General features: G+C 38.9%; 18 protein-coding genes and 1 tRNA gene. 13 read left to right on the top strand and 6 right to left on the bottom strand.

Annotated features, from left to right (window positions below):
• The first annotated feature begins 41 nt into the window (after positions 1-41).
• The 5 genes from IEV15_RS06645 to IEV15_RS06625 all read left to right on the top strand — a co-directional run bounded on the left by IEV15_RS06645 (position 42) and on the right by IEV15_RS06625 (position 2,895).
• On the top strand, positions 42-470 hold the full coding sequence (locus IEV15_RS06645; protein ID WP_188361735.1) for a PaaI family thioesterase: 429 nt from the start codon (positions 42-44) through the stop codon (positions 468-470).
• Complete coding sequence (locus IEV15_RS06640; RefSeq protein WP_188361734.1) at positions 467-1,531, top strand: isochorismate synthase; 1,065 nt, start codon at positions 467-469, stop codon at positions 1,529-1,531. The genes IEV15_RS06645 and IEV15_RS06640 overlap by 4 nt, the downstream gene beginning before the upstream one ends.
• Before the next feature lie 28 nt (positions 1,532-1,559).
• On the top strand, positions 1,560-2,276 hold the full coding sequence (bshB1, locus tag IEV15_RS06635; protein WP_188361733.1) for a bacillithiol biosynthesis deacetylase BshB1: 717 nt from the start codon (positions 1,560-1,562) through the stop codon (positions 2,274-2,276).
• A 62-nt stretch (positions 2,277-2,338) separates the two neighbouring features.
• Positions 2,339-2,414, top strand: a tRNA-His gene (locus IEV15_RS06630).
• A 148-nt stretch (positions 2,415-2,562) separates the two neighbouring features.
• Positions 2,563-2,895 (top strand): YegP family protein, encoded by a 333-nt coding sequence (locus IEV15_RS06625; protein WP_188361732.1) that lies wholly within the window; start codon positions 2,563-2,565, stop codon positions 2,893-2,895.
• 46 nt (positions 2,896-2,941) lie between these two features.
• Here IEV15_RS06625 and IEV15_RS06620 read toward each other — a convergent pair whose 3' ends face one another.
• The 3 genes from IEV15_RS06620 to IEV15_RS06610 are packed head-to-tail and all read right to left on the bottom strand — an operon-like array spanning position 2,942 to position 5,584.
• Positions 2,942-3,712 (bottom strand): sulfite exporter TauE/SafE family protein, encoded by a 771-nt coding sequence (locus IEV15_RS06620; RefSeq protein ID WP_308418836.1) that lies wholly within the window; start codon positions 3,710-3,712, stop codon positions 2,942-2,944.
• A 40-nt stretch (positions 3,713-3,752) separates the two neighbouring features.
• Positions 3,753-4,784, bottom strand: coding sequence for a M28 family metallopeptidase (locus IEV15_RS06615; protein WP_188361731.1), 1,032 nt, complete (start codon positions 4,782-4,784; stop codon positions 3,753-3,755).
• Between the two features lie 41 nt (positions 4,785-4,825).
• The gene (locus IEV15_RS06610; protein WP_188361730.1) at positions 4,826-5,584 is read right to left on the bottom strand and encodes a dienelactone hydrolase family protein; all 759 of its coding nucleotides are present in this window, start codon (positions 5,582-5,584) and stop codon (positions 4,826-4,828) included.
• 102 nt (positions 5,585-5,686) lie between these two features.
• Here IEV15_RS06610 and IEV15_RS06605 point away from each other — a divergent pair, with 102 nt between their 5' ends.
• The 8 genes from IEV15_RS06605 (at position 5,687) to IEV15_RS06570 (ending at position 11,598) form a co-directional block, all read left to right on the top strand.
• Positions 5,687-6,148, top strand: a complete 462-nt coding sequence (locus IEV15_RS06605) for a DUF1801 domain-containing protein (protein WP_188361729.1) — start codon at positions 5,687-5,689, stop codon at positions 6,146-6,148.
• On the top strand, positions 6,145-6,771 hold the full coding sequence (locus IEV15_RS06600; protein ID WP_188361728.1) for a Crp/Fnr family transcriptional regulator: 627 nt from the start codon (positions 6,145-6,147) through the stop codon (positions 6,769-6,771). Before IEV15_RS06605 ends, IEV15_RS06600 begins: the two co-directional genes overlap by 4 nt.
• Before the next feature lie 72 nt (positions 6,772-6,843).
• Entirely contained in the window at positions 6,844-7,650 is an 807-nt protein-coding gene (locus IEV15_RS06595; protein WP_188361727.1) for a sulfite exporter TauE/SafE family protein, read from the top strand.
• Positions 7,651-8,631, top strand: coding sequence for a YeiH family protein (locus tag IEV15_RS06590; protein WP_188361726.1), 981 nt, complete (start codon positions 7,651-7,653; stop codon positions 8,629-8,631). It abuts the gene before it with no gap.
• Positions 8,632-8,829: 198 nt separating this feature from the next.
• Positions 8,830-9,318 carry a VOC family protein gene (locus tag IEV15_RS06585; protein ID WP_188361725.1) on the top strand — a complete coding sequence of 163 codons (489 nt, stop codon included), beginning with the start codon at positions 8,830-8,832 and terminating at the stop codon, positions 9,316-9,318.
• A gap of 3 nt (positions 9,319-9,321) precedes the next feature.
• Positions 9,322-9,879, top strand: a complete 558-nt coding sequence (locus IEV15_RS06580) for a methylated-DNA--[protein]-cysteine S-methyltransferase (RefSeq protein ID WP_229734111.1) — start codon at positions 9,322-9,324, stop codon at positions 9,877-9,879.
• 89 nt (positions 9,880-9,968) lie between these two features.
• On the top strand, positions 9,969-10,466 hold the full coding sequence (locus IEV15_RS06575) for a hypothetical protein (RefSeq protein WP_188361724.1): 498 nt from the start codon (positions 9,969-9,971) through the stop codon (positions 10,464-10,466).
• Between the two features lie 736 nt (positions 10,467-11,202).
• Complete coding sequence (locus IEV15_RS06570) at positions 11,203-11,598, top strand: hypothetical protein (RefSeq protein WP_229734110.1); 396 nt, start codon at positions 11,203-11,205, stop codon at positions 11,596-11,598.
• 23 nt (positions 11,599-11,621) lie between these two features.
• Here IEV15_RS06570 and IEV15_RS06565 read toward each other — a convergent pair whose 3' ends face one another.
• The 3 genes from IEV15_RS06565 to IEV15_RS06555 are packed head-to-tail and all read right to left on the bottom strand — an operon-like array spanning position 11,622 to position 13,658.
• On the bottom strand, positions 11,622-12,110 hold the full coding sequence (locus tag IEV15_RS06565) for a 4'-phosphopantetheinyl transferase family protein (protein WP_188361723.1): 489 nt from the start codon (positions 12,108-12,110) through the stop codon (positions 11,622-11,624).
• Entirely contained in the window at positions 12,107-12,361 is a 255-nt protein-coding gene (locus tag IEV15_RS06560; RefSeq protein ID WP_188361722.1) for an acyl carrier protein, read from the bottom strand. Before IEV15_RS06560 ends, IEV15_RS06565 begins: the two co-directional genes overlap by 4 nt.
• 22 nt (positions 12,362-12,383) lie before the next feature.
• Positions 12,384-13,658 (bottom strand): beta-ketoacyl-[acyl-carrier-protein] synthase family protein, encoded by a 1,275-nt coding sequence (locus IEV15_RS06555; RefSeq protein ID WP_188361721.1) that lies wholly within the window; start codon positions 13,656-13,658, stop codon positions 12,384-12,386.
• Position 13,659: the final 1 nt, after the last annotated feature.

The following is a 13,659-nucleotide window of genomic DNA, read 5'->3' as shown; positions in this document are numbered from 1 at the left end:
TTGAAAATTATAAATAGTAAATTTACCAAAAAATTAAATCGATGTTTGACAAGCAAAAAGTGTTGCAATTGTGCAATGACTGGTGTAAAAACACCTTAATGGAAACCTTAGAAATTGAATACATAGATGCGGGAGAAGGATTTTTAACCGCCAAAATGCCTGTGAATTCCAGAGTGCATCAACCGATGGGACTTTTACACGGTGGTGCAACAGTTGCTTTGGCAGAAAGCGTGGGAAGTGCGGCTTCTCTATTGTTTATTAATCCTGAAAAACAAGAGGCGAGAGGTATTGAAATTTCAGCCAATCACTTGAAAAGCAAACGCGAGGGGGTGGTGTATTGCACAGCTAAAATTATGCATCAAGGCAGAAGTATTCATTTGTGGGAAATAAAAATTACCGATGAAAAAGACCAATTGATTTCCTTGTGTAAATTGACCAATATGATTCTGCCTAAAAGAGTTTCCTCATGACAACAGGCGAAATTGCAGTAAAACTCTACTTTGAGCAAGAATTGCCGTTTGTTATTTATTCCAAACCTAATGCTACTAAAATGATTGCTGTTCTTCAAAAAAACAGCAACATTTATAAGCCTTCACAAGCGGCTAGCGGATTTGTTTTTGCCCCTTTTAAAGGAGAGGCAAGTATCCTTATTTCAGAAAAGCATGCGGAAGTTTTTGTGGAAACTATTGATTTCCTGCAAAATCCGAAACCTTTTACTCCAAATGCTTCTTTCTCAGAAATGGATAAAAGTAGCTTTGAAGCTATGGTGACAGCAGCCGTTACCGCTATCCACAGTAACGCATTGGAAAAAGTAGTTTTGTCCCGAAAAGAGTTGGTAAAAACTAAGGAAATACAACCTTACGAACTTTTCAAACGATTGAAATCTACCTATCCCGATGCCTTTTGTTATGTATGGTATCATCCGAAAGTTGGGTGTTGGGCCGGAGCTACACCGGAACGTTTCCTAAAGAAATCAAAGCAAACTATTGAAACCGTTTCTTTGGCAGGAACACAACTCTTTCATGAAAATACTGTTGTAAACTGGTCGGATAAAGAGATAGAAGAACAACAAATTGTCACTTCGTATATTCAAAGTGGGTTACAAAACTATTGTTCGGAAGTGCATATTTCGGAAACATATACCCAAAAAGCAGGTAATTTGTTGCATTTGAAATCGGATATAAAAGGGGAGTTGCTTTCGGATGCTGATTTTATAAAAGTCATTCAAAAATTGCATCCTACTCCTGCGGTTTGCGGTGTTCCGAAAGACAAAGCACTGGAATTTATTGACAAATCCGAAGGATACGACCGAACATTTTATACCGGTTATTTGGGGGAATGGTTGAAGGATTTCGAAAATGAAGTTCCCAATTCATCTGATTTGTTTGTCAACCTACGTTGTATGAAAATGGAAAAGAACGAAGCCGAACTGTTCATGGGTTGTGGCATTACAAAAGATAGTAGTCCTGAAAATGAATTTTGGGAAACGGTAAACAAATCACAAACCATGAAACGAATTCTGGCAGATTAAGTATCTTTGAATAATGAAATATCCTAAAATGAAATTAGACATCTTAGCTTTTGGAGCCCATCCGGATGACGTGGAATTGGGTTGTGCCGGAACTATTGCAAAAGAAATTGCATTGGGCAAAAAAGTCGGAATTATTGATTTAACGCAAGGGGAATTGGGCACTCGAGGTTCTGCAGCTATTCGAGCTACTGAAGCGGCAAAAGCAGCTCAGATATTGGGTCTTTCAGCTCGCGAAAATTTAAAAATGAGAGATGGTTTTTTTCAAAATGATGAAGCCCATCAATTACAAGTCATCCAAATGATTCGAAAATACCAACCGGAGATTGTGTTGTGCAATGCCATACAGGATCGCCATATTGACCATGCTAAAGGAAGTAAACTGGTTGCTGACGCTTGTTTTTTATCAGGATTACAAAAAATAGAAACAGATTTTGAAGGTGAAAAACAAACGGCTTGGCGTCCAAAAGTAGTCTACCATTACATTCAATGGGAAACTATTTCACCGGATTTTGTAGTTGATATCTCCGGATTTATGGATAAAAAAATGGAAGCAATTATGGCCTATGATTCGCAGTTTTTTAATCCGAATACCAAGGAACCCATTACCCCAATTGCCACAAAAAACTTTCTGGATAGCATTAAATACCGTTCTCAAGACTTGGGAAGATTGATTGGTACTGATTTTGCAGAGGGTTTCACAGCAGAAAGGTATGTGGCTGTCAATAGCTTAGAAAATTTGATTTAATTTATTTAAAAAATCTTTGCAAAATACAAGGTTTGCACTATATTTGCACTCGCAAAATAAATGGTGATTGTAGCTCAGTTGGTTAGAGCGTCGGATTGTGGTTCCGAAGGTCGCGGGTTCGAGACCCGTCTTTCACCCAGAAATACAAAGCTTCAAGGAAACTTGAGGCTTTTTTTGTAGAATCAATGCTACGGCAATCAAATTTTACAATAAAATAATATGATTTTAGAATTTATCTTTGTATTTTAGTAGTTCGATTGAATATAATCTTTAAATTATAATAAATATGGGATCATTTGTAATTAGTAAAAGAAAAAACGGCGAATTTCAATTTGTATTAAAAGCAGGAAACGGTCAAGTAATTTTAGCTAGCGAAGGATATACTACTAAAGCAGCTTGTGAAAACGGAATTGAATCCGTTAAAAAGAACGCACAAACCGATGCTCGTTTTGATCGCTTAGAAGCCAAAAACGGAAAACCTTATTTTAATTTAAAAGCAACTAACGGACAAATCATTGGAACCAGTGAAATGTATGAATCAGTAGCAGCTCGCGAAAACGGAATTGCTTCTGTTGCTAAAAATGCACCTGATGCAGATACAAAAGAAGATTTAGGATAACCACCGTACTTACTATAGCACTAAGCCTTGAGAAATCAGGGCTTTTTTATTTTAAACTTTGATAAAGGGAGAACAAGCCAATTAGCAGGATTAAAAATAAAGAAATGCGTTTGAAAACAGCCTGTGAAATAGTTTTCAAAATCTTTTGACCTATCCAGCTGCCGATAAAACCAATGAGGAATAGAAATGGGATATAAATCAGAATGTCTTTTGTTATATAGCCGTTGCTGTAATACACCACCGTTCTCGACATATCAATCATCATGTCAATAGCGGCAGAAGTGGCTACAAATACACTTTTTTCTAAATTAAATGCTGCCATAGTCAATCCCCGAATGGCACCACCTGTCCCTATTAAACCCGCTGAAAATCCGGAAAGGGCACCGCCAATCACCGTTTGTTTTAGTTTGGGTGGAATTACAAGTTTGTCTTTTAGTAAAAACAACAAACTGAGTGCAATTAGAAAAATGCCCAAAGCGATTTCCAATATACGACTTTCAAAAAGTTTGCTTAAATAACCGCCAATAATAACGAATACTACAGACGGTATTCCAATCTGTAGAAGCAACTTTTTATCTAACCCTTTTCGAAACAAAAAGATTTTTGATAGATTACTCGACAAATGAAAAATTGCTGTGATTCCCAATACAGTATGAAAATCAAAGAAAATGTTGGCAAAGGGCACAAAAAACACAGAAGAACCAAAACCGCCAATGGTACCAATGATTTCTGCCAGTAAGGTCAATAAAAGAAACAACAAAGTTCTGTCGAGTGCCATGCGTTGGTAAATGAATACTAAAGGTACAAAAAAACGCAAAAGAAACTTTTGCGTTTTAATAGAAATATACTAGTGTAAATTACTTCCCGTCTTTATCAACCAACGGTCTTTCTTTGGCATTGGCTAATTCCCAAGCTACCGCAAAAGCCAATCGTGCTCTCTTGGCCAACAACGGATAATCAATTTTATCAGGCGTGTCGGTTGGTTTGTGATAATCATCGTGTACGCCATTGAAATAAAAGATGGCCGGAATTCCTTTTTTAGCAAAGTTGTAATGATCGGAACGGTAATAAAAACGGTTCGGATCATTCAAATCGTTGTATTTGTAATCCAATTCTAAACCAACATATTTGGTGTTGGCTTCTTCAGAAATACGGTGTAAGTCGGTACTCAATCGATCAGAACCGATTACATACACATAATTGTCATTTTCTTCTTTGCCATAGCCTCTGCGTCCAATCATATCAATGTTGATGTTGGCAATGGTTGCCTTCAAATCATATAAAGGATTTTCCGCATAAAAACGCGAACCGTGCAAACCGTGTTCTTCACCGGTTACGTGTAAAAATAATATCGAACGTTTTGGACCCTTGCCGTCTTTTTTGGCTTTTTGAAAAGCGGCGGCTAATTCTAACAAAGCTACAGTTCCCGAACCATCATCATCTGCTCCGTTATACACTTCACCGTTTTTCATGCCCACATGGTCATAATGAGCGGAGATGACTAAGATTTCATCCGGTTTTTCAGTACCTTCAATGAAGGCCCAAATGTTTTCAGAATCACCTAGTTTGGGACTGAATGCCTTTTTGAAAAACTCCGAAGGAATCGGTTGGTAATAGGTGGTGGCTCTTTTAGGAAAGCCTACTCCCATTTTTTTATACTGATTGATTAGATATTCTCCTGCTTTTTTTTGTCCGGGTTCGCCCGTGTTTCTGCCTTCCATTTCGTCAGATGCAACAATAAAGAGGTGTTTGCGTAACTGTTCGGCTTGGATTAGCTCTAAATACGGTTTAGCACCTTCATCCGTTGCTGTTGTTGACGAACCTTTGTTGGAGGAACAACCGGCCGCTAAAAAAGCGATGCAAGCATATCCTAAAAAAAAATTTTTCATAAAGTATCTTGATTTTGAACAAATATACTAATTCTTACGAATTATAAAATCTCTTTAACAAATGTTAGGAAATGTTGAAACGAACGTTTGTCGGCCAACTCGTTATAGGCAGCTCCTCTGGAATTATCTGTACCTGCTTTTTTATTGGTAAACGAATGCACGGCTCCGGAATAATAAACCATTTGCCAATCTGCTTTTGCGTCTTTCATCTCTTTTTGAAAAGCAGCAATTTCTTTTTCCGGTACAAAGGGATCATCGGCACCATGGAGTACCAATACTTTTGGTCGGACTTCCTTTGTGGTTCGGTCTTCCGCTTTGCCTAAACCACCGTGAAAGGAAACGACACCCACTACGTTTAGTCCCGCTCGTGCGGCTTCTAGTGCCCCGGTTCCGCCAAAACAATAGCCTATGACGATAATTTTGTCTTTGTTGGCTCCCGCTTTGATTAATTCATCTAAAGCCAATTGAATTCGCCGTTGGTAATCGCCGACATTTTTTTTGTAAATACCGGCTTGTTTTCCGGCTTCTGAAGTGCTTGTAGGGTAATTCCCTTCGCCGTAAATATCGGCAATAAACGCATGATGACCCAAAGCGGAAAGCTGTTGTGCGACTTCTTTGGAATGATCGTCAATTCCCATCCAGGCGGGTAGGATAAGGATGCCCGACTGCTCCTTATTGGGCGTTGCTGGTTTGGATACAAATCCGTTTAGGGATTGAACGCCATCGTTGTAGCTAACAGATTGTAACTGAGCATGGATTGGTAATGGAATCCACAACAAACAAAATAAGAACTTTTTCATGATACTGTGTTTTTAGCAATTTTAAGTATCAAATTTCGCTAATTATTCAATATAAAGTGCGACATTCAATAGATTTTTCTAATTTTATAAAAATTTAAATCGATGCAATCTAACGCTATAACTGTTGACAAATACATTAGTGAGCTTCCCTCGGATAGAAAGGAAGCCATTGAAAGACTTCGTGCTATTTCATTAAAAAACCTACCGAAAGGGTTTGAAGAAAGTATAGGCTATGGCATGCTGGGCTATACCGTTCCGCATAGTCTGTACCCGAATGGGTACCATTGTGACCCAAAACAACCGTTGCCATTTTTCGGAATGGCATCGCAGAAGAATTCGATAAACCTATACCACATGGGCATTTATGTTCGTAAAGATTTGTATGACTGGTTTGTGGAAAGGTATCCAAAGTACACTAAAGCAAAACTGGATATGGGTAAAAGCTGTATTCGATTTAAAAAGCCGGAACATATTCCCTATGAATTGATTGGCGAACTACTAACCAAAATAACGGTAGCCGATTGGATTGCCATTTATGAAGAGCAACTAAAACCCAAAAAATGAAAGAACTGATTCGAGACACCTACGGGTTTGTATTTGAAGACCAACTTATTACTGAAATTGCCGAAGTCTCGCTATTGAAAGACTTTGAAGAAGGGGACGTGCTGATTGATTTTGGCGATTACATCAAAAAGATGCCGTTGCTGATTGAAGGTGCAATTAAAATACTTCGCGAAGACTTTGATGAAGGCGAATTGTTGCTTTACTTCATCGAAAAAGGCGATACCTGTGCCATGACTATGGCGTGCTGTTTGGGTCAAACCAAAAGTGAAATTCGTGCCGTTGCTGAGACAAAAGGTAAAGTGATTATGATTCCCGTGCAGAAAATGGAGGAGTGGTTAGGGAAGTACAAGAGTTGGCGAAACTATGTGTTTAACAGTTATAATAATCGTTTAAAAGAGATGCTTTTAGCAATTGATAATCTGGCGTTTATGAATATGGACGAACGTTTGCTCAACTACCTCCATGACAAGTCTAAAATAAACAAATCGAAAGAGATTCATGCTACGCATCAGGATATTGCTTATGATTTGCACACGTCTCGTGTCGTGGTTTCCCGATTGTTGAAGGCGTTGGAGAATAAGGGGAAGTTGCGACTCCATCGAGCGTCGGTGGAATTGCTCTGAATTCATGAATTGTAACCTTTGTTACGCTTTACACTTTTTAATACAACTACTTTTGTTATCCAAAATTACAGTATGGAGGTATCACATGTTATAGGTTACGCTTTAGCTATCTTGGTGGGAATTACACTAGGGTTAATTGGAAGCGGTGGCTCTATTTTGACCGTTCCTATTTTGGTGTATGTGGTGGCAATAGAACCTGTCTTAGCCACGGCTTACTCGCTTTTTATTGTGGGCACAACCGCTTTGGTTGGCGGTATTCAAAAGGCGAGACAGCAATTGGTGGATTTTAAAAAAGTACTACTCTTTGGTTTGCCTACCTTGTTGGCGGTGTTTATGACCCGAAAGTATATTGTTCCTGCTTTGCCCGAGGTGCTGTTGGCCAACACGGCTTTTCCAATCCAAAAATCGGTTTTTATTATGGTGGTTTTTGCCATAGTGATGGTGGTGGCGGCAGTTAAAATGATTCGGTCGAATAGGAGGAACGGGGCTTCTGAAGTAGTAGCGGTGAAACCTAATTATTTTTTGATCTTTTTTCAAGGGTTGTTTATCGGTCTGGTGGCGGGGTTTGTTGGAGCCGGTGGCGGCTTCCTCATCATACCGGCATTGTTGTTTTTGGGAAAAACGCCAATGAAAATAGCGGTGGGTACTTCTCTTTTTATCATTGCGATACAGTCGTTGTTGGGATTTGTGGGAGACCTACGACCGGAACAGCTGATGGACTGGCCTTTTCTATTGCTATTCACATTATTTTCGGTGGTGGGGATATTTATTGGAGGGTTGCTCGCGGCTAAAATTGATGGCGGTAAGTTAAAGACCGGGTTTGGATGGTTTGTGTTGATAATGGGAGTCTATATTATTTTAAAAGAGCTTGTTTTCTAAATGAAAGATATAAAAGTAGCAATAGGCGGGGTGGTATTTGCTGTGGCTTTGGCGGCCGTGGCAATAGTGCTTGGTTATTGGGTGACGTCCGTTAATGGTATTTTGCTTGGCTTGCTGTTGGGGATTTTGGTGGGTAATGTATTTAAATTGCCTTATGAATGGCAACCCGGGATTGGGTTTGTGGGAAATAAGATGTTGGAAGTATCGATATTGTTTTTGGCATTTGGAATCAATTACTCACATATTGCTCATTTGGGATGGGAAAGTTTTGTGCTGATTCTGGTAGTAGTGGTTTTGGTCTTGTTGCTTACGGTGTATTTAGCTAAAAAATTACATTGTCCCGGTTCGGTGGGGTGGTTGGTTGGTTTTGGGACTGCTATTTGCGGGTCTAGTGCGATAGCGGCTTTGGCTCCGAGTGTGAGTAAAAACAAGGAAGATGTTGGAGTAGCCATTGCGGTGGTTAATTTTTATGGCACTATTGGTATGTTGGTGTTGCCGTTGGTTTTGGCAGCCTTTTCTTTTTCAACGTTGGAAAGTAGTTTGCTTTTGGGCGGATCGTTGCATGCGGTGGGTAATGTTGCGGGAGCGGGGTTTGCGATGTCTAATGAAATTGGCGAGCAGGCTTTGACGATAAAACTGGCTAGAGTGGCTTTGCTCTCGCCGGGATTGATTTTGTTTTCCTATTTGACGCAACGGAATACGGGTAAAAACTGGAAGCACTACTTTCAATTACCATGGTATTTGTGGGGATTTCTTTTGATTACAGTGTTGGTTTCAATAGTGCCTACTCCGGATGGGGTAATAGATGTGGCTTCGGAAATGGGGAAGGTGATTCTAACGGTTGCCATGACGGCTATTGGTTTGAAAGTGAGTTTTAAATCGTTGTTGGTGTCAGGAAAAAGGGGATTGGTATTTGGGTTGTTGATCTTCGGAGTGCACTTGATTTTGTTGGGGTTGGGTATTTGGTTGTTTGTTTCTTAGGTTTTCTTTTTTAAATCATAGCAGAAAATAGGATTTTCTTCTGTAAAAACGCTTCGCTTTTAAGTTTCATAGAGCTTTATAAAATCTGTTTTGAGGTTCTTTCTATGAACATAGGTGGTTTTTTTAACTTCAAACTTTTTTATAGTTCAATCGATAAGGTTAAATTTAACCCATGTTTAAAACCGAAAATTCAATTGTATGAATTCCTATACCATTCCAAGTGGGGCCCGTATTGGGCATGTGCATTTAAAAGTGGCGGACTTACAGCGTTCGCTTGATTTCTATTGTGGAATTTTGGGATTTCACATGACGCAACGGTATGGCACGGATGCTGCCTTTATCGCGGCAGGCAATTACCATCATCATATTGGATTGAATACGTGGTTTAGTAAAAATGCTTCACCGGCTTCCAAAAATAGTGTAGGTTTGTTTCATACCGCAATTGTATATCCTACCCGAAAAGATTTGGCTGTTGTCTTACTGCGTTTGCAAGAATTCGATTATCCACTCACCGGTGCTGCCGACCATGGTGTTTCTGAAGCTCTTTATCTGGACGACCCTGATGGAAATGGTGTGGAACTGTATTGGGACAAACCGATGGACATTTGGCCACAAAATGACAAGGGCCTTGACATGTACACCAAACCTTTATCGCTTTCTGATTTAGCAACAGCAGCAAACCAATAAGTCATGATGTCTAACACTATAGCTATTCAATATTATAAATCACCTGTGGGCGAACTCGTTTTAGGGGATTTTAACGACCAGCTTTGTTTGTGTGATTGGCGTTATCGCTCCATGCGAACTGAGGTGGATGCCAGAATCCGTAAAGGTTTAGCTGCCGTTTTTGAAGAAAAGCCTACGCCTTTACTTACTGAAACTCAAAACCAGCTGCAAGCTTATTTTGACAGAAAGCTTAATGCGTTTACTATTCCCTTGCTATTGGTGGGCACGCCTTTTCAACAAACGGTTTGGAAAGCCTTACAGGCTGTTCCTTATGGTAAGACACAAACCTACATGGGGTTGTCTAAACATTTGGATAATCCTAAAGCCATAAGGGCTGTAGCGGCAGCTAATGGAGCTAATGCGATTGCGATTCTCATTCCTTGTCATCGGATTATTGGGAGCAATCAGGAGTTAGTCGGTTATGCGGGTGGTTTACCGGCGAAGAAGAAATTGTTGGCGTTGGAGCAAGGGAATCAGTTGGAGTTGTTTGACGATTTGAATGGACAAAGCAGAGAGAAATGACTTGAATGATTTCTAAAAAGAAAATGTTTAACCGATTAAAATAAAAACAGTACTACTGACTTCGAGTTTACCTCACAAAACTAACAACAATGAAGCTAATATTAGAACGTAATTTAGATTTTAGACAATTTCAAAACTTAATCATTTTGACATTCATTACTATGATGATATTGTTAGGAATGCTCAATTCAGTAGAATCTAATTCTTACATTTTTATAAAGTTTGTTCTTATTTTTCTAAATATTTTATTTGTTGCAATTTTATTTACCAAAAAAGGTTTGCTTTTTGAAAAAGGTAAACTCTTTGTTTGTATTTTTCTGCTTGGATTTACCGTGAAAAAAAATTTAATCAAAACTTCAGAGTTTAAAGAAATCACTTTGCAGAAAGGAAAACTTTCAACAAATTACGCATATTCGTTCGACATAAAAGAATTTCATAATTGGGAACCAGATTTAAATCATTCAGTAACCGGTTTTACAATTGGAATGATAAATGAAAATCAAAAGCAAAAAATTTTGATGTTGACTAAACCTGAAAAAACTAAATTAGCTATAAACTTTATTGTCGAAAATACTAACTTAGAATAGTAAGCCTAACAGTCATACAATCCAGTAAACCGCCCTTCAAGAAACTGAAAGTAAGAGCATCTTTCACCACCGAGCTCAAAGCAAACAGGCCTTAGTAAAAGCTTGTTTCTTTTTTGGCGAGGTAGAAAAAGATGGATATATTTGAAGGTGATTATTGCCTAGCAGAAATTTGTCATACAATACAGAATAACCACAATTTTATATAAAAAAATGAATACGAATGTACTTTTGCTCGGCAACTATAAGAGAGAAAAGATAGTATTATTCATTATTTTCATCGAGGTCTTTTTAATTATCATAAAAAACTTCACACCTAAAGAAATGGATTTATACATATATATGTTTTAGCCTATACATCCATTTTTTTTAAATATCGTAAACCTCTTCATTTTGCTGATAAACATTCCATTGTACAAAATTAATTTCCAATATGCTTTAGTTTACAATCTATTCTTATTATTGTTAAATGATTCACTAATCAGACTGCTTTACAACAGCACATACGATGGCGGAACGAGTTATAATCTTACGATTACATATTTATTGTCATTAGCAATTGGATCAGCTATAATGTTTATTTATTGTTTTATATTTAATAGGAAAAGCATTTTGAAAAACATTGCAATTTTAACTGTTGGAATTATTTGTAGTTGTATAGTATATTATTTCATAAACAGTTCGATTTTAATTGGAACTAAGTTTTCTGCATAAAGAAAGCTATCGAATAACTAATAGTATGAAACAAACCTATTACATATTGATAATATTCTGTTTCGGATTTAAATTCGCTGATTACAATTGCGAATTTAAGGACGGAAAATATAAAGTTATCTATGACAAGCAGTTCGAGAATTATCCGGCCTTTGAATTTGAAGTGAACGGACAAAATGTAACAGAAACCAATTCGGATTCACAAAGAAAGTTTAAAATGGAATCCATTGGAAAAAATGCTTTTCAATTAAATTCATTAGAAAAGCAAACTGATTCTTTGACCAAATTCCAAAAAGCATTGGCTTCACAAGGACAAGCTTATTATGAAATTACAAATTGTAAGGAAGATACAATTGACTTTACATTACGAGTAAATTTACACGTGATTTCTTACTCAGGAAAATTCATCCGAATAAAATAACTAGTAAGTACAACAGACAACCGTTAACCGACAACCGACAACCGACAACCGACAACCCGCTCAAACCTTCCATGATGGCTTTTTGAAACCGCATGTTTCTTATCGTCAAGTATCACATAAGGCACCTCGTCAATCTTAAAAAGCTCCTGATGCAATGGAAGTGTGATTACTTGATCAAAGGTGGGAATTAATAAAGCAATCGTATGAATGGAAGTAGCTGTCACTTCCGTTTGTGTGTAAAAAAGTTGGTTATCAAAACAAACAGTCCCGTTTTCAAAATGGGTAGTAGCAATGCGTAACGGATAAAAACCTCTAATTCCGTTTTGTTGTCGAATGATTTTATAAACAGCTTCTTTCCTGGTCCATAATGTCCATACAACAGTATCGGGATCGGGAGCTTGTAAAATGTAGTGCTGTTCGTCAGGAGTAAAAATCTTGTCCAAATAGCCCTTGCGTCGCCAATTACTTTGACGACCCGCAAGGTCTAAATCAACTACATCGTTCCCAATCATTGTGCTTCCAGTTTAGCAGTGATTATTGCTACGGCCGATTGGACATCAATCATGCGTTCCATGGAGGTATTGTCAATTTCGATGGCAAAAAATTCTTCGATATCCAAAATGACGTCAATCAAATTGGCAGAGTTTATTTTTAAATCGTTGATAAAATCAGTGGCTTCTGTTAAGTTGGAAAAAGCCTGTTCATCGGTAACATAGGGTTTAACGATGACTTTTAGTTGGTCAATTATTGCTTCTTGTTTCATTTTTTTTTACTAAGGTAGTAAATTAGGCGTACTTTTTAAATACAACACACGCATTAACATCTCCAAAGCCAAAGCTGGCTTTAATGGCAATCGTAAGGTCTTTGATCAGCATTTGTTGTGGCACTTTGTTAGGGTCAATGAGAGCCGCTATTTCAGGATGTAAGTCCGAACAGTTCCGATTGGGAAAAATAAACCCGTGGTGGAGCTGCAAAACCGTGGCGACACATTCAATGCTTCCTGCGGCAGAAAGACAATGACCTACGGTAGATTTTAAGGAATTGATAGGAGGGAAGTCCGTTCCAGATAAACCTAAGGCTTCAGTCCAGTTTTTGATTTCTAAACTGTCTTTGGAGGTAGCGGTCAAATGCCCATTTATGGTGTCAATCGCACTAGCCTGAATACCGGTTTGCTGTAAAGCATCAGTAATGCATTTCTGAACGGCAACAGAATTGGGAGCGGTCATCGTACCTTCGCCTCGTTGGCCTCCGGAATTGATAGTGCCGCCTAAAACTTCAGCATAAATCGTTGCTTTTCTGGCCAGTGCAGATTCCAAATCTTCTAAAACCAAAGCACCGGCTCCACTACTGGGTACAAATCCGGAGGCGGTGGCACTCATGGGACGCGAACCTTCCTCGGGGGTGTCGTTGTGTTTGAAAGTGCACACCCGCATGGCGTCAAAACCACCCCAGATATAAGGACCGCTGTCGCTGGTGCTGCCAACCAACATGCGTTTGGCTTGTCCGCTGCGGATGCGGTCAAACCCCATTAAGATGCTTTCGGTACCTGTTGTGCATGCGGAAGAGTTCGTCGTGACTTGGTTGCCCAAACCGAGTTTTCCGGCAAGGTAGGCACTGATTCCGCTGTTCATGGTTTGTGCCACAGCCGTACTTCCCAGTTTGCGGGTTTCAAAATGGTCTATCTTGTAAATGCTTTCGCGAAACTTATCAATACCTGACGTACCGGTGCCAAAAATAGTACCGCTGTCCCAATCGGGATCAACTTGGACTTCAAAAGAAAGACCGGCATCTTGCCAGGCTTGCATACCGGCAATTACGCCATACATGATACCTGACGAATTGAAATTGCGGAGTTCTAATGGGGTAAAGTATTCATTTAGTACAGCGTCTGTAATTATCGGTTTACCTGCTATTTGACAGGAGAATTGTAAACGTTCCAATTCTGCATCGTGACGGATACCGGAGGTGCCGTTTTGGATAGCTTTGGTGAAATCAGAAATACCCACACCATTGGGGGCAACGACTCCTAATCCGGTGATGACAACGCGTTTGTTTTGCATA

This window comes from Flavobacterium orientale, assembly GCF_014638005.1.
GTDB classification, from domain to species: Bacteria; Bacteroidota; Bacteroidia; order Flavobacteriales; family Flavobacteriaceae; genus Flavobacterium; species Flavobacterium orientale.
The sequence above is the reverse complement of the archived record's forward strand: the minus strand, read 5'-3'. Positions and strand labels throughout refer to the sequence as shown.